This window comes from Sulfurospirillum sp. E15m (genome assembly GCF_059415145.1).
In genome coordinates this window covers 532,655-547,232 of the sequence record NZ_JCAHZS010000001.1, presented here as the reverse complement: position 1 = coordinate 547,232, position 14,578 = coordinate 532,655, and the positions used below count along the sequence as shown (strand labels likewise).

Sequence of the window (14,578 nt, the reverse complement as noted above, 5' to 3'; positions counted from 1 at the left end):
GACCATGAAATTAACGACCCAGCATACTTTGAGACTTATTAGTCAATATCCATTGATGATTCTTTTTCTTTTCTCTAGCTATTTTCTTTTTGTATCTTACACACAATTTGACACTACCTTGACACTGAAGAACAAAATTGAAAGTACAAAAGTTTTAAGTTCACTTTCGATTGAACTCGCTAAAGAGAGGGGATTGAGTGCATCGTATCTTTCCAGTCAGGGAAGTATTGCAAAAGAAGCACTTCAAGAACAACGCATCAATGTTAATAAATCCATTAAAGAGTTTCACGAATTTTATAAAACACATGAGATGTCGGCGCAAATTAAAACAGTGGTCACCTATTTAACGAAAATTGTCGAAATGCGTCAAGTTGTCGATAGCTTCTCTATTGATTTTAATAAGATGTTTTTTGATTACTATAGCCAAATTAACACACATATTTTAAAAGAACTTGAGTCCTTAGGAACCATTAACACCAATTCAAATATTTCAAACCTCACCTACTCGTTAGTTTCCGTCTATAAAAATATTGAATACTTAGGTCAAGAGCGTGGCTTTGTTGCCAAAATTTTGAGCCAATATGTTCCTTTTAGTCCGAAAGACCTTGAAATTTGGATCAATATTTTTAGCGTTTCCAATATTTTTGACCATAGAACCATTAACGATACCACAACACGTACACAAATTGAGAACTTATATAATCTCCCTGCTAACCAAAAACTAGAAGAAGAAATTACGCAGGTTAAAGCCGAGCTTATTACGGCGGCACAAAGCGGTGAATACCTTATCGATCCGACCCTTTGGTTTGCCCTTTTAACGAAAAAAATTGATATTTTAGATAAATCAGCACAAATTATTAAACTATCGCTCAGTGCGGAAGAAAAAAGTTACGATAATCAAAACATAGGCCAACTTATTGGAGCAGGTGCAACATGGATTATTTCAATCGTTTTGATGTTTTTAGGACTTGGATTATCAGGACAATTTAGAAAGAATGTTCAAGGATTGGAAAATATCTTTACCCGTGTTGAGGAACTTGCTGAAACAAAAGAAAAAGTTGATTTCAATACCACAGAAGGTATGAACGTAGCCTATGCCATTATTGATAAAGCGATTGAAAATATCGCAAAAGAGAAGAAAAATGCTGAAGAAGCCAGTGCCGCAAAAAGTATTTTCCTCGCAAATATGTCGCATGAAATTCGTACGCCTCTTAATGGAATTATCGGATTCACAGAGCTTCTTAAGAACTCTGACCTTGATGAAGAAAAACGTGAATTTGTGGATGTTATTGAAAAAAGTTCTGAAAACCTACTCGCTATTATTAATAATATTCTAGACCTTTCAAAAGTTGAAAGCAATAAAATCGAAATAGACGAAATTCTCTTCTCCCCTATTGATGAATTTGAAAATGCCGTTGAAGTCTATGGCCCTAAAGCGGCGGAAAAAAATATTCAACTCTCTTTATATATAGACCCTAGCTTGCATAATTATCTCAAAGGTGATGCTGTTAAAATCAAAGAAGTTTTAATTAACCTTATGAGTAATGCGGTCAAATTCACACCAAACAATGGTCAAATTACCGTTGAAATTAAACGCCTAGAAAATGCACCTTTGGATAAAGCGCGTGTTCTCTTTAGTGTTCACGACTCTGGTATCGGTATTAACCAAGATAAAATCGAAGGTATTTTTGATGCCTTTAATCAAGCAGATTCAACCATTACTCGTAAATTTGGTGGAACAGGTCTAGGTCTTACAATTTCTTCAAAATACATAGCACTTATGGGCGGACGTTTAGAGGTAGAGAGCGAAGAAGGCAAAGGTAGCCGTTTCTTCTTTGCACTTGATCTTGTCGAATCCACAGCAAGCGGCACAGATTATAAAGATCATTTTAGTGACTTTAATTGTGCTATTTTCTCACCACTGAACAGCACAAAAGCCCATACAGAATTCATGTATGATTACTTTAATTATTTTGGTGCACACACCAAGTATTACACCGATTTCCCTTCTCTTAAAAATCTTATCTTTAAATCAGGAAGCAATATCATTGTTGCGGATTACAACAACTTGACAAAAGAAGAACTTGATGAGTATAAGAAGATCAAATTACCTATTATCCTTATTTTTAAATCGTCTCAACAAGCCAAATTTAACGAATTTAGTACCAAATATATCACACCAATTTATGAGCCAATCAATCTTTCAAAACTTGTAAAAGTATTGGAGTCCAAGCGAGAGTTTCTACCGACAAAAGAGAATAAAGTTGAACCACAACCTGTACATAAAGCAACGTTTGGCAAAAAATTTAAAGCCAATGTTCTCGTAGCAGAAGACAATGAGATTAATCAAAAATTGATTCGAAGGACATTGGAAGATTTGGGGCTCATGATTACGATAGTTCCCAATGGTCTTCAAGCCTTAGAGCGCCGTCGTTCAGAGTCTTTTGATATGATTTTTATGGACATTGCGATGCCAATTATGGATGGTATTGAAGCAACCCATAAAATCCTAGAATATGAAGAAAAAAATCATCTTCCCCATATTCCAATTGTTGCTATCACGGCCAATGCGCTCAAAGGTGATCGTGAGCGTTTTATGAAAGAAGGGTTGGATGAGTATATTACAAAACCTATTAAAAAAGACAGTATTATTAGCATCTTAAACCTTTTTATCCAAGACAAAATTGATTATTCCTATGAGGAACCAATAGAGTCCTCACCGAATCCAAAAGAGACACTAAGAGATCACGCGCCACATGTTGAAAGCACCGATGTCATACAGGAAGAAGCTCCTATTAGTCCTGAAGATAACATGCATGAAGAACTTGTTTCATCATCTTCGTCCGAAGATTTTGAGACAGGAATAGAGCCATCACAAGATATTTTGGTCTTGAAAAAAAGTCCTATTGAAACGAAAATTTTCACCAGTGTACTCACAAAAATGTGTGATAATGTCACTGCCGCTACATCTTTTAAAGATTTTAAACAAAAAGTTGAATCTAATGCTTATAAGATTCTTCTTTTCGATAAAGAAATGCTCTTAGAAGATGCACAAACATTCATAACATGGGTTGAGTCGATGCAATCAAAACACCATTCAAAACATATGAATACCATCATGTTCATTGACCCCAAAGATAAGATAGAGGATAATACAGTTGCCTTTGATGCTATTTTGCCAAATCAAATTAGCAAAAAAGATTTAGAAGCACTCATTCATAAGTTTATTTAAAGGCTAAATCATGGAAAAACAATTAAAAATTCTAGCAGTCGATGATGATTTTATTAACCTAAAACTCATCAGTTCCATGTTACGCAAAAATACACAAGTGGGTGCGATTATTGAAGCAACCAATGGCTTAGATGCCATCAACCTTCTGAAAACGCAAGGAGATATTGATCTCGTATTGCTTGATATTAAAATGCCCGTGATGGATGGTATTGAGTTTCTCACCAATGTACAATCTATGGTTGAGTTTAAAAAGCTACCTATCATAGTCTTGACAACGGATGAGACACGAAAGCATGAAGCATTTGATCACGGTGCTTTTGATTTTCTTGTTAAACCTATCAGAGAGCATGAACTCAGTAGTAAAATTGCTAAAGTTGCTGATCTTTTTTGAACAGCAACTTTTATCTAGCTATGAATGACTTTATTGATTTGATTGTATAGCGAGGTAATTTCTTCTTTTTTAGCGATAAAGCTATTTTTATTGGCAATCAGATAAGCGGATGAATCTAAAATCGTCTCGACGACTTTCAAACCATTTTGCTTCATGGTACTTCCTGTTTCTACGATATCTACAATCACATCAGACAGTCCTACCAATGGTGCTAGTTCGATAGAGCCATACAGCTTAATAATATCAACAGCCATTGCTTTTTTTGAAAAATATTTTTGTGCGATATTGGTCATTTTGGTTGCCACTTTAAGTTCAGGCACAGAATAATCAATCTCTTTACCTTCTTGAATTCCAACGCATACTTTGCATTTTCCAATTCCAAGGTCCAATAAACGCAATAAATCTTCATCTTTCTCTTCTAAAACATCCAATCCAACAACACCAATATCTGCTGACTGATGCAATACATATGCTGGAACATCTTGGTTACGAACTAATAAAAAACGAAAATCATCCACTTCTAAAATTAATTTTCGATCATCAAAACAGAACGATTTTCCAAATATCTTTTCAAAAATCGCTAACGTCTCTTCTGCAATTCTACCCTTTGGTAATGCAACGGTTAACATTCTATTTTCCCTTTATTCTAAATGTGCTTCTTTGATAGTTTTGAGCATACCACGGAAGATAAGTGCTCTGTCAAAAATGGAATTCGTGAAAAATTTTGAGAAAAATTTTCCATCGCCTCCTGTGAAAAATATTTTTTTATCTTTACACGTTGTTTCTAATAATAATAAAATGGACTTTACAACGCCATAAGCGATGGCATCACTTGTCTTCTGAGGTAGGGCATCCAGTGAAACATTGGGATTAATAGGACTATTCAAACGAGATGAAATAGAACTATACGCACGCTCATACGCACTAAGCCCTGGTAAGATAAATCCGCCTAAATGCATACCTCCTGACATAATATCTACGGTGATGGCACTTCCTGCATCCACAATCATCCCATCTGTAATAGTGGAACATGCCGCTATACGATCAATTCCCATACCTTGGTATATTGTGTCAAAATCAAAATAAGGTTCAAGATCAACATACTGATCTTTTGTACTTAAATAATGGCTCATCGCTTCATTCACACAGATATAATAAATTGTCTCTTTCGTACTATACTCTTTAAATTGCTTATGAGACATACTCCATATTTTACCGTCTTGATAAAAATCGGCATTTGAATTACCAATATCACAAAGTATCATTATATACCTTCCATCCATTCTGATGTAATAGTGCTGCTGCTTTTGAACACAACGGTGCTTTAAGAATCAAATGTTTAAAACGATAACGGTGTGCTTGTTGTGATTCTAATGCTAATGTTAAAGCTAAAATTTCCTCGGCGTGTTTTAGGACAAAACGACTTTTTTGTTCTATCCTAAAAATCAAATGATAAAATGATTTGAGATCAACTCCGCTAAAAATAGCAATTTTTTTACGCGTACCAAGAAGTTTTGGATCAATAGTTGAAAGAGATGCAAAAACGATTTGTTTTTTACAAATACGTTCTAACACCTCTTTCATCGTTTAGTTTTTTCCAACAATCACTATTTTGTACGATTGAGTTTGAAGAAACGATTTTTATAGTAAAGGGTATCACCTGTTGTAAAAATATGCGTTTCAATCTCATCAGGCAATTTATAAATATTCGTTGAGATTAAATCTAAATCCGTTGCAATAATATAGCCACCTTTTTCGATCATGTAAACGTATGTACCATGAATTGTTCCGGCAAAAGTTGCAAATGGAAATTTACGCTCTTTTAAAACTTTCAGATCTGCGTCAGTTAAAATGACACGTCCGTCTTTTGTGAAAACAAAAATACGATTTTCAAGAACGATCACATCTTTAACATCATTTTCTAAGAAGCTAATAGACTTTGGACTGATTGAAACAACTTTACTTTTGGTTGCAGCAACCAAACGATCACCTAATACTTGCAAGTAGATAATATTCCCAAAAAACTTATCATTACTAACGACAACGTCACGAATAGGTTTTTTTGTTTGCGCATCGACAATGACTAATTTACCATCAAGCGTAGGGAAAACAATTAAATCACCTAAGAAATAAGGCGAAGCAATACGAGAATCTAAAACATAGACATTGTCTTGTTTAAGATGCATCATCTCTTTTCCATCAACAATATCAATTAAAACAAGCTCATTTGAACCAAGAACGAGTGCTAAGACATTGCCTTTCAATGCCGCAGAAGCAACAGAGACACTGCACTCTTTAGAAAACAATATTTTTTTATTGGCATCTACAATTTGTAGTGCGCCACATTTAGATGTAGCCACATAACGGCCTTGATCTTCTGCAAGATAGACAAACCCCGATGGCAATGTTACATTGGACAAGCCTTGCTTGGTAATAATTTGGCCATTATCTAAAGTTGCACCATCTCTTACCGCATCAATAATGGTTGCCGGCAATGAACCGTCATAACTGATTTTACCAGAAAGTGCTTCTGGTTCAAAGTATTGTCGCTTAGTGCCACAGCCGCTTATAACCAATAATAACGTCATGAGTGAAAAAACAATTTTTGCGTATTTCATTATTTTATGCCTTGATAATGTTCTAGATTTTTTGCAATCTGTTTTAGAGGAGAACCAACATCTATTTGAGCAAATTTAAGTCTGGCTTCTTCAATCTTATTTTCTTTAAGCAGGTTGTATCCTTCTTCTAGGAGTGCCATCCCTGCCAATAATTCACTACTCTTAATCGTTGCATTCGTGTCAATTTGAGCAAGCTGATAGGCTGCAATTTCTGCTAAAATAGGATTGTCAGTGGATAAAGAAACCGATTTAAGTGCCTCGACATCGCCCTTTGCCATGGCTGTTTCAAACATAAACATCGCATACAGTTTAGGGCTTTTTTGTTTGAGAGTATCTAATGCAGCTTGATTATTAGCATCTTTTAGAAGTAGTTGATATGCTTCATTAGAAGCTTTTAAACGCTGTTGTGTTAACACATCATTGACAGCATAGGTTGCTGCACCAAGCACAATAAGTACTAATCCAGAGATAATGTATTTTTTATTGCGTTTAAAGAAGCGTTCACCTTTAATCATTCCCTCTAAGAACTGCTCTTCGGTGCTAAACTCTTCTTGGACCGCCTTAATATTTTCCTTAAGTCCCAAACACTATCCTTAATAAACGATTTTTGAAAAATATAACACAGTTTATCACAAGAAATATAAAAAGGGACTAATGCCATTTCAGTATAGCGACAAAGAGAATATGTTATAATAATCTTTCAAAAATATTTAAGGATTTTGAAGCCTATGAAAATTGATAACGCACTTTTACAAAAATTAGAAAAACTCTCTTCGTTACAAATCAGCGATGAAAAACGTGAAGGAGTTATCGCTCAATTAAGTGAAATTGTCTCTTTTGTAGAAAACCTTAACGAATTAAATCTCGAAAGTGAAGAAGCAACCTTTACGACACTGCAAGGTGGAACTCCTTTTAGAGAAGATATCCCTAGTGTGGATAATACTATTGTTAAAACAATTCTTGAACATGCTCCTCAAAGTGAAAATGGCTTTTTTGTCGTACCAAAAATCATTGAATAAACAATTTTTATATAAGGTGTAATTATGAGTTCACCCAACATCAAGGCTCTTTTAAAAAATGTTGTTGCTTATAAAGCTTCTGATTTACACTTAGTAGGTCGAAGTGAGCCTCAAATAAGAATTGATGGAAAGTTGGTTCCACTTGATATGGAACAACTCAACGGCAATGCCATTGAGGAGATGTGTTACACCTTAATTACGGATAAGCAAAAGAAAAAGCTTGAAGAAGAAAAAGAGCTTGATTTTGCAATTATGTTCCCCGATATTGGGCGTTTTCGTGCCAATTATTATTATACAATCAACGGCGAATTAGCAGCTGCTTTTAGAATTATTCCTATTGATATTCCTTCCTTAGATGACCTCAATTCTCCCATTGTTTTTAAAGATGTTATCAAGCGTGAGAAAGGGCTTATCTTAGTAACAGGACCTACGGGAAGTGGTAAATCAACAACACTGGCTGCCTTGCTGAATGAAATCAACCTTTATGAACATCGTCATATTATTACCATCGAAGACCCTGTTGAATTTATTCATACCAATAAAAAAGCTCTTTTCTCTCACCGTAACGTAGGCGATGATACCAAAAGCTTTGCGAGAGCACTTAAATTTTCACTTCGTCAAGACCCCGATATTATCTTGGTTGGGGAGATGAGAGACCAAGAAACGATTAGTACCGCTATTACCGCGGCAGAAACCGGACACTTAGTCTTAGGAACGCTTCACACGAACTCAGCGGTTCAAACGATTAATAGAATTGTCGATAGCTTTGATGGTGCGGAACAAGTGCAAGTGCGCAATATGCTTGCAACCTCTTTGCATGCAGTTATTTCACAAAGTCTCTTACCTAAAATCGGAGGAGGAAGGGTCGCTATACATGAAATTATGATTAATAATGCGGCCATTGCTAATCTGATTCGAGAAAATAAGATTCATCAAATCTACTCACAAATGCAACTCAACCAACAAAAAACGGGTATGGTCACGCAAACACAAGCAATGATGAAATATTTAAGAGCCAATTTTATCAGCAAAGAAGATGCTATTCGCTACTCAACCCAACCTCAAGAGCTCCTTAATAACATGGGAGTTTGACCATTAAAAGCAACGTTTTACGAATATTACAGCTTAAGCAAGCTATACTAAAGCAAATGAAATTCTAAAACAATGGGTAAAGGCGCTTCATAGTATGAACAATGGTAATAATATTTCTGACATTATTTTTCAAATAGCCGATGAAACATTTGAAAAACTTAAACACCTCAATATCCCACCTTATCCAAAATACTATCATGATACTTTTGTAGAAACACTTCAAAAAAATAGTGATCCTGAGGTTTTGGACCTTGCCAAAAAGCATAGTTATCTCTTCTCCAATGCGGGACAAGAAGAGATGGTCAGTGAGACGTGTTTTGGGCTTATGAAAAAAGGCATAGAAGCGTTTGTTAAAACCAATGATAATTTAAAATTCATCTCAGATGAAACAGCGATTAATATTGATAATATCAAAAAAGATTATGCCAGTGTCGATACGCATCAAGTCCTTCAAGCCTTTGATAATTTTCAAGGTAAAATTCTTGAAGAACTTCAAACAGCCGATGAAACAATCGCAAAATTAAAGTTGGAAGTTGAGCGACTAGAGCGTGAATCCAATATTGACCCTTTAACCAAGGCACACAACCGAAGAGTTTTAATTAAAGACCTTGAAGAAGTCCTTAGCTTTGGTAAAGACAAAGACATGGATATGCATCTTGTCATGTTCGATGCCGATGATTTTAAACAAATCAATGATTCGTTTGGTCACATTGCCGGCGATAAAACACTCATCTTTTTATCAAAACTGATTCAAAACTCATTACGTCGCGGAACACGTATTTATCGCTATGGCGGTGAAGAATTTGTTGTGATTCTCAATCGTACTTCATCAGAAGAAGCAACAAAAATTGTAGACCGCATTATCCGTGAGACCAGCGATAGTAAATTACTCTATAAAAGCCACGACATTCATTTAACGCTGAGTGCTGGCATTTGTTCACATCAGCAAAACATTTCAGCAGAAGAGCTTTTAGACAGAGCCGATAAAGCATTGTACGAAGCAAAACTTGATGGTAAAAACTGTTTTAGGAGTGCTCACTAATGGCAAATATTGTACTTTTTGATCTTATTACGCTCGCACTGGTACTCATTTTAGGTATCAAAGGCATTATCAACGGTTTTGTAAAAGAATTTTTTGGTCTTTTGGGTATTATTGGCGGTATTTACTTTGCATCACGTTACGCAGCCGTCGCAGGAGATCTCATTCATAAGCATATTTATGCTTTTGGCAACCAAGCTTCTTTATATCTTTTTGGTTTTATTGCCGTATTAATCGTTTTTTGGATTGCATGTATTTTCATTGGGTATTTACTTGCGCAAGCATTGAGCCTTAGCGGTTTAAGTATGATTGATAAATTAGCAGGATTTATTATGGGAAGTGCTAAAATATTTTTAGTATTTTCTGTTTTAGCCGTTACTTTGACCAATATCGAATTTATTAAATCTCGAATAGAACCTTATGTCGCGAATAGTATGATGTTTCCTCTCTTTTTAGAGACAGGTCGCTACATTGTTAAGTTAGACACAAAAGATGTCTTAGATAGCCTCCCCACTCAAGATAAACCCAACCCGTAAATAGAGGTTACGCATGAGTACATTTGAAAATTTAGAATACAATTCACTCCTTGCTTCTTTTAAGGAGTTGTTAAAAACCAACAGTCTTAAATTCACCAAACAGCGTGAGGTGGTTTTAAAAACATTGTATGAAAGAAATGATCACTTTACCCCAGAAGATTTATACATTTTTTTAAAAGGCAATTACCCTGAACTCAACATCGGAATTGCAACAGTCTATCGAACACTCAATCTTCTTGAAGAATCTCAGATGGTCACATCCATCTCCTTTGGTGTTGCAGGGAAAAAATTTGAACTTGCAAACAAACCCCATCATGATCATATGATTTGTAAAAGCTGTGGACTGATTATTGAATTCCAAAATGAAAAAATTGAACAATTACAGCTTGAAATTGCTAAAGCAAATCACTTTAAAATTACAAGCCATTTAATGCAACTACGTGGTCTTTGCGAAGATTGCGCTAAAGAAAAGTAAACACTGAAAAGAGGAAAAGATTTGATATTTGATGACCAATACCAACAACAACGTATCGAAAAAGGAAAAGCACTCCAAGCACTTGGACGCAATCCATACAGACATAATATTATTAAAGATACGAGTACCAAAGAGTTTTTAGAATGCTACGCTTATGTTATTGATAGTGAATTAAAGCGTGATGAAAACAAAACCAATACCGTTGTAGGACGTATTAAATTTTTACGCCATATGGGTAAAGCAGCTTTTGCAAAAGTTGAAGATGAACATGGCCTTTTACAAATCTATTTTAGCCGTGAATCTATCGGCGATGATTGGTTTGATAACGTTAAAAAGTTAGTCGAAGTCGGTGATATTATCAGTGTAACAGGCTTTCCTTTTGTTACAAAAACGGGTGAACTTTCTTTACATGTAAAAGTGCTTGACGTAGCGACAAAGTCGATTGTTCCCTTGCCTGAAAAGTTTCACGGCTTACAAGATAAAGAGCTACGTTATCGCAAGCGCTATTTGGATATGATTATGAACAGTGATGTTCGTAAAACCTTTAAAATTAGAAGCAGAATTGTCAGTGAAATTCGTCACTTTTTTGAGGAGAGAGACTTCCTAGAAGTCGAAACACCGATGATGCATCCTATCGCAGGGGGTGCTAATGCAAAGCCTTTTATCACACGTCATAATGCACTCGGTGTAGATCGTTACCTAAGAATTGCTCCTGAACTCTATCTCAAACGCCTTGTTGTTGGTGGATTTGAGGCTGTTTTTGAAATCAACCGTAACTTTAGAAATGAAGGAATGGATCAAACACATAACCCTGAATTTACAATGATTGAGTTTTACTGGGCCTATCATAACTACCACGACTTGATGCGCTTAACGGAAGAGATGTTCGATGTCCTTCTTAAAAAACTAAAACTCCCTAAAAAACTGCCGTATGGCGACATCGAAATTGATTTTTCTAAGCCATTTCGTAAAATTGCGTTTCGGGATGCTTTGGTTGAAATTGGTAATATTCCCAATGAAATTTTAGACGATGCTGAGCAAATTAGAGCGTATATCACCGCCAAAGGGTTCAGTGTTGAGCCAAATCTCAGCCTTGGTAAATTGTTTGAAGAGTTGTTTGACCTCTTTGTGGAAGAAAAGCTCATCGACCCAACATTTCTGATAGACTACCCTATCGAGATCAGTCCATTAGCACGTCGTAGCGAAACAAATCCTAATATTGCAGAGCGTTTCGAGCTCTTTATTGCTGGGCGAGAAATCGCCAATGGATTTAATGAGCTCAATGATCCACTGGATCAATACACACGATTTGCAAAACAGTTGCAAGCTAAAAATGCAGGCGATGATGAAGCACACGAAATGGATGAAGATTACGTCTACGCGCTAGGATACGGCTTACCGCCAACGGCAGGACAAGGATTGGGAATTGATCGATTGACGATGCTTTTAACCAATGAGCAATCTATCAAAGATGTTATTCTTTTCCCCGCAATGAAGCCGTTAAACGAACTTGATGAATTAACAACACCAACAGACAATAAGGAATAGTAATGAGTATTTTAAAAAACATTGACCCAGAAGTTTACGATCTGGTTGAAAAAGAGTTACACAGACAATGCGATCATTTAGAGATGATTGCTAGCGAAAACTTTACCTATCCAGCGGTTATGGAAGCAATGGGCAGTGTCTTTACCAACAAATATGCGGAAGGTTATCCTAATAAACGATACTACGGTGGCTGTGAATTTGCAGACTTAGTAGAGCAACTGGCAATTGATAGAGTTTGTAAACTGTTTGGCTGTGCCTACGCCAATGTTCAACCTAATTCGGGTAGCCAAGCGAATCAAGGTGTCTATCAAGCACTTTTAAATCCTTTTGACAAAATCCTTGGTATGGATTTAAGCCACGGTGGTCACTTAACACATGGCGCGAAAGTAAGTAGTTCAGGTAAAACCTATTCAAGCTTCTTCTATGGTGTTGAGTTAGATGGTCGTATTAACTATGATAAAGTAAGAGAAATTGCCCATATTGTTAAACCTAAAATGATTATTTGTGGTGCAAGTGCGTATCCTAGAGAGCTTGATTTTGCTAAGTTTAGAGAGATTGCAGATGAAGTAGGCGCATACCTTTTTGCCGACATCGCACATATTGCTGGTCTTGTAGCAGCTGGTGAGCATCCAAGTCCTTTTCCTCATTGTCATGTTGTTGCCTCTACAACCCATAAAACACTTCGTGGACCACGTGGTGGTATCATCTTAACCAATGATGAAGAGATTGCAAAAAAAGTGAATAGTGCTATTTTCCCAGGAATTCAAGGTGGTCCTTTGGTACATGTCATTGCTGCTAAAGCCGTTGGTTTTGCAGAAAACTTAAAACCTGAATGGACAACCTATGCCAAACAAGTACGTGCGAATGCCAAAGTCCTCGCTGACGTTTTAATTAAACGTGGCTACGACATTGTCAGTGGCGGCACCGACAACCACTTGGTACTTGTTTCATTCCTTAATAAAGCGTTCAGCGGTAAAGAAGCAGATTTAGCGCTAGGCGATGCAGGTATTACCGTCAATAAAAACACTGTTCCAGGTGAAACACGCAGTCCATTTGTGACCAGTGGCGTTCGCATAGGCTCACCTGCACTGACCGCACGCGGTATGAAAGAAAAAGAATTTGAGATTATTGCCAATAAAATTGCTGATGTCCTTGATAACATCAACGATGAAGCATTACATGTAAAAATTAAAGCTGAGATGAAAGCATTGGCAAGTCAGTTTATTATTTACGATAGACCAACGTACTAAGGGATTTTATGTACAATATTGATGTCTCTCTCATTAAAATGATTACCGATCATTATTGGATTAAACGCGATACTATCGTCCAAAAGCTCGATTTTAACGGGAGAGTCTTTTTTGATAAATATGAGCGTATTAATCAGCCTTTGAATAACAGTATCATCAAAGATCATCTGGATGGAAAAATCACGGTTGCTCATTCGCTAATTAATCGCTTTGATAAAGTTGAAAATATCGTTTTTGACTATAACGGTAGAAATACGGAGCGCTTTTGGCATAGGGCACAACTTTTGCTTAGAGAAGAAGGATTTATCAATTTTACGGCGTATAAGAGCCAAACAGAGGGCCATTTACATTTGTATGTTCATAAAGGACACACAACGTTGCAAGAGGGTTACCAAATCGCCAAAATGCTCTCTATGAAACTTTCTCAAAAACTTCCACGTGAATGGAGAATGTTTCCAAATCAAGAATTACCAAGAGAATTTAATATCTTGGCATTACCATATGATTTATACCAAAAAGAACGTGGAGCTTCTTGGTCAAAACATATGTAAACTGTTTTTTAAACAGTAGAGTATCTATTTTTGTTAATGCATGTCGTGTAATTTATCATCATTCTTAAGGAGAACCGATGGAAAATAGAAATGAACTCAGTGATATCGTATTAGAAAAAGGGGATAGCAAAACCCTGAAAATGAAACGTATCTTGATTTTAGTTGCTTTTTTGATTCTTGTATTTCTGATTGCACTTGCGAGTATGAAACTCATGAACAAAGACCAAAGTAAGGATGCTTCAAAATTAATCTTGCCTCCAGAACCAACACAAGAGACGCAAATCCCTAAAGATGACCAACTCTTTAAGCAAGTGCCAATTATTGAAGAGAACCCTAAAAAAGAGAGTTTTGAAGATATGATCAAAACCCTTAAAGAGAAAGAAGCACAAAAACAAGAAGACGCAAAAGGTGATGCCAAAGCAAATGATACAACAAGTGCTCCTGCAACGACACAAACTCCCGCAACGGCACCTGTTTCAAATGTGACACCACCGCCTGTAGCAAAACCAAAAGTAGAAGCGAAGAAAGAAGTAGTAAAACCTGCAACTACAGCCAAAAGTGCATCTGAAGCACCAACCCATAGTGGCACAGCAGAGGCTGGTATTTACGTACAAGTCGGTGCAGTTGCAACAGCTCCTGAACAACGCGTCTTAAATGACATTAAAGCAAAAGGTTTTGAATACAGACTCTATTCGACTATCGTCAATGGCAACAAAGTCACTAAGATTCTTATAGGACCGTATGCAAAATCCAGTGATGCAGAAAGTGCTTTAGTACTGATTCGCTCAAGTATCAACAAAAATGCATTTATCTATCGGGTGAAATAA

Annotated in this window: 16 protein-coding genes; 11 read left to right on the top strand and 5 right to left on the bottom strand. The window is 36.3% G+C overall.

The features are described 5' to 3' along the window. Positions 1 to 4 precede the first annotated feature (4 nt). Together AC5SLP_RS02810 and AC5SLP_RS02805 are read left to right on the top strand one after the other, a co-directional pair. Positions 5 to 3,232, top strand: coding sequence for an ATP-binding protein (locus AC5SLP_RS02810; protein WP_495253605.1), 3,228 nt, complete (start codon positions 5 to 7; stop codon positions 3,230 to 3,232). A gap of 10 nt (positions 3,233 to 3,242) precedes the next feature. Further along, entirely contained in the window at positions 3,243 to 3,623 is a 381-nt protein-coding gene (locus AC5SLP_RS02805) for a response regulator (protein ID WP_495253604.1), read from the top strand. A gap of 14 nt (positions 3,624 to 3,637) precedes the next feature. Here AC5SLP_RS02805 and hisG read toward each other — a convergent pair whose 3' ends face one another. The 5 genes from hisG to AC5SLP_RS02780 are packed head-to-tail and all read right to left on the bottom strand — an operon-like array spanning position 3,638 to position 6,825. After that, positions 3,638 to 4,252 (bottom strand): ATP phosphoribosyltransferase, encoded by a 615-nt coding sequence (gene hisG, locus AC5SLP_RS02800; protein ID WP_495253603.1) that lies wholly within the window; start codon positions 4,250 to 4,252, stop codon positions 3,638 to 3,640. 12 nt (positions 4,253 to 4,264) lie between these two features. Then, positions 4,265 to 4,888: a type III pantothenate kinase gene (locus AC5SLP_RS02795; protein WP_495253602.1), complete on the bottom strand. Its 624-nt coding sequence runs from the start codon at positions 4,886 to 4,888 to the stop codon at positions 4,265 to 4,267. Further along, positions 4,875 to 5,207: a hypothetical protein gene (locus AC5SLP_RS02790; protein ID WP_495253601.1), complete on the bottom strand. Its 333-nt coding sequence runs from the start codon at positions 5,205 to 5,207 to the stop codon at positions 4,875 to 4,877. The genes AC5SLP_RS02795 and AC5SLP_RS02790 overlap by 14 nt, the downstream gene beginning before the upstream one ends. A 23-nt stretch (positions 5,208 to 5,230) precedes the next feature. Then, entirely contained in the window at positions 5,231 to 6,241 is a 1,011-nt protein-coding gene (locus tag AC5SLP_RS02785; protein WP_495253600.1) for an outer membrane protein assembly factor BamB family protein, read from the bottom strand. Next, positions 6,241 to 6,825 carry a YfgM family protein gene (locus tag AC5SLP_RS02780; protein WP_495253599.1) on the bottom strand — a complete coding sequence of 195 codons (585 nt, stop codon included), beginning with the start codon at positions 6,823 to 6,825 and terminating at the stop codon, positions 6,241 to 6,243. The genes AC5SLP_RS02785 and AC5SLP_RS02780 overlap by 1 nt, the downstream gene beginning before the upstream one ends. Before the next feature lie 144 nt (positions 6,826 to 6,969). On the opposite strand from AC5SLP_RS02780, the gene gatC reads away from it, so the two are divergent. The 9 genes from gatC to AC5SLP_RS02735 all read left to right on the top strand — a co-directional run bounded on the left by gatC (position 6,970) and on the right by AC5SLP_RS02735 (position 14,578). Then, entirely contained in the window at positions 6,970 to 7,260 is a 291-nt protein-coding gene (gene gatC / locus AC5SLP_RS02775; RefSeq protein WP_495253598.1) for an Asp-tRNA(Asn)/Glu-tRNA(Gln) amidotransferase subunit GatC, read from the top strand. Positions 7,261 to 7,284: 24 nt separating this feature from the next. Next, entirely contained in the window at positions 7,285 to 8,352 is a 1,068-nt protein-coding gene (locus AC5SLP_RS02770) for a type IV pilus twitching motility protein PilT (RefSeq protein ID WP_495253597.1), read from the top strand. A 94-nt stretch (positions 8,353 to 8,446) separates the two neighbouring features. Beyond that, the gene (locus AC5SLP_RS02765) at positions 8,447 to 9,394 is read left to right on the top strand and encodes a GGDEF domain-containing protein (protein ID WP_495253596.1); all 948 of its coding nucleotides are present in this window, start codon (positions 8,447 to 8,449) and stop codon (positions 9,392 to 9,394) included. Beyond that, positions 9,394 to 9,927, top strand: a complete 534-nt coding sequence (locus AC5SLP_RS02760) for a CvpA family protein (RefSeq protein ID WP_495253595.1) — start codon at positions 9,394 to 9,396, stop codon at positions 9,925 to 9,927. The genes AC5SLP_RS02765 and AC5SLP_RS02760 overlap by 1 nt, the downstream gene beginning before the upstream one ends. A gap of 13 nt (positions 9,928 to 9,940) precedes the next feature. Continuing rightward, the gene (locus tag AC5SLP_RS02755) at positions 9,941 to 10,402 is read left to right on the top strand and encodes a Fur family transcriptional regulator (protein ID WP_495253594.1); all 462 of its coding nucleotides are present in this window, start codon (positions 9,941 to 9,943) and stop codon (positions 10,400 to 10,402) included. 24 nt (positions 10,403 to 10,426) lie between these two features. Continuing rightward, on the top strand, positions 10,427 to 11,950 hold the full coding sequence (gene lysS / locus AC5SLP_RS02750) for a lysine--tRNA ligase (protein ID WP_495253873.1): 1,524 nt from the start codon (positions 10,427 to 10,429) through the stop codon (positions 11,948 to 11,950). 2 nt (positions 11,951 to 11,952) lie between these two features. After that, positions 11,953 to 13,200 carry a serine hydroxymethyltransferase gene (locus AC5SLP_RS02745; protein WP_495253593.1) on the top strand — a complete coding sequence of 416 codons (1,248 nt, stop codon included), beginning with the start codon at positions 11,953 to 11,955 and terminating at the stop codon, positions 13,198 to 13,200. 8 nt (positions 13,201 to 13,208) lie between these two features. Then, entirely contained in the window at positions 13,209 to 13,751 is a 543-nt protein-coding gene (locus tag AC5SLP_RS02740) for a DUF1882 domain-containing protein (protein WP_495253592.1), read from the top strand. A 77-nt stretch (positions 13,752 to 13,828) separates the two neighbouring features. Continuing rightward, entirely contained in the window at positions 13,829 to 14,578 is a 750-nt protein-coding gene (locus AC5SLP_RS02735) for an SPOR domain-containing protein (RefSeq protein ID WP_495253591.1), read from the top strand.

What these genes read in the sequence shown, in the direction of transcription:
- AC5SLP_RS02810 (WP_495253605.1), top strand. Translation starts at nt 5, where the DNA reads ATGAAATTAACGACCCAGCATACTTTGAGACTTATTAGTCAATATCCA.
- AC5SLP_RS02805 (WP_495253604.1), top strand. Translation starts at nt 3,243, where the DNA reads ATGGAAAAACAATTAAAAATTCTAGCAGTCGATGATGATTTTATTAAC.
- hisG (WP_495253603.1), bottom strand. Translation starts at nt 4,252, where the DNA reads ATGTTAACCGTTGCATTACCAAAGGGTAGAATTGCAGAAGAGACGTTA.
- AC5SLP_RS02795 (WP_495253602.1), bottom strand. Translation starts at nt 4,888, where the DNA reads ATGATACTTTGTGATATTGGTAATTCAAATGCCGATTTTTATCAAGAC.
- AC5SLP_RS02790 (WP_495253601.1), bottom strand. Translation starts at nt 5,207, where the DNA reads ATGAAAGAGGTGTTAGAACGTATTTGTAAAAAACAAATCGTTTTTGCA.
- AC5SLP_RS02785 (WP_495253600.1), bottom strand. Translation starts at nt 6,241, where the DNA reads ATGAAATACGCAAAAATTGTTTTTTCACTCATGACGTTATTATTGGTT.
- gatC (WP_495253598.1), top strand. Translation starts at nt 6,970, where the DNA reads ATGAAAATTGATAACGCACTTTTACAAAAATTAGAAAAACTCTCTTCG.
- AC5SLP_RS02770 (WP_495253597.1), top strand. Translation starts at nt 7,285, where the DNA reads ATGAGTTCACCCAACATCAAGGCTCTTTTAAAAAATGTTGTTGCTTAT.
- AC5SLP_RS02765 (WP_495253596.1), top strand. Translation starts at nt 8,447, where the DNA reads ATGAACAATGGTAATAATATTTCTGACATTATTTTTCAAATAGCCGAT.
- AC5SLP_RS02760 (WP_495253595.1), top strand. Translation starts at nt 9,394, where the DNA reads ATGGCAAATATTGTACTTTTTGATCTTATTACGCTCGCACTGGTACTC.
- AC5SLP_RS02755 (WP_495253594.1), top strand. Translation starts at nt 9,941, where the DNA reads ATGAGTACATTTGAAAATTTAGAATACAATTCACTCCTTGCTTCTTTT.
- AC5SLP_RS02745 (WP_495253593.1), top strand. Translation starts at nt 11,953, where the DNA reads ATGAGTATTTTAAAAAACATTGACCCAGAAGTTTACGATCTGGTTGAA.
- AC5SLP_RS02740 (WP_495253592.1), top strand. Translation starts at nt 13,209, where the DNA reads ATGTACAATATTGATGTCTCTCTCATTAAAATGATTACCGATCATTAT.
- AC5SLP_RS02735 (WP_495253591.1), top strand. Translation starts at nt 13,829, where the DNA reads ATGGAAAATAGAAATGAACTCAGTGATATCGTATTAGAAAAAGGGGAT.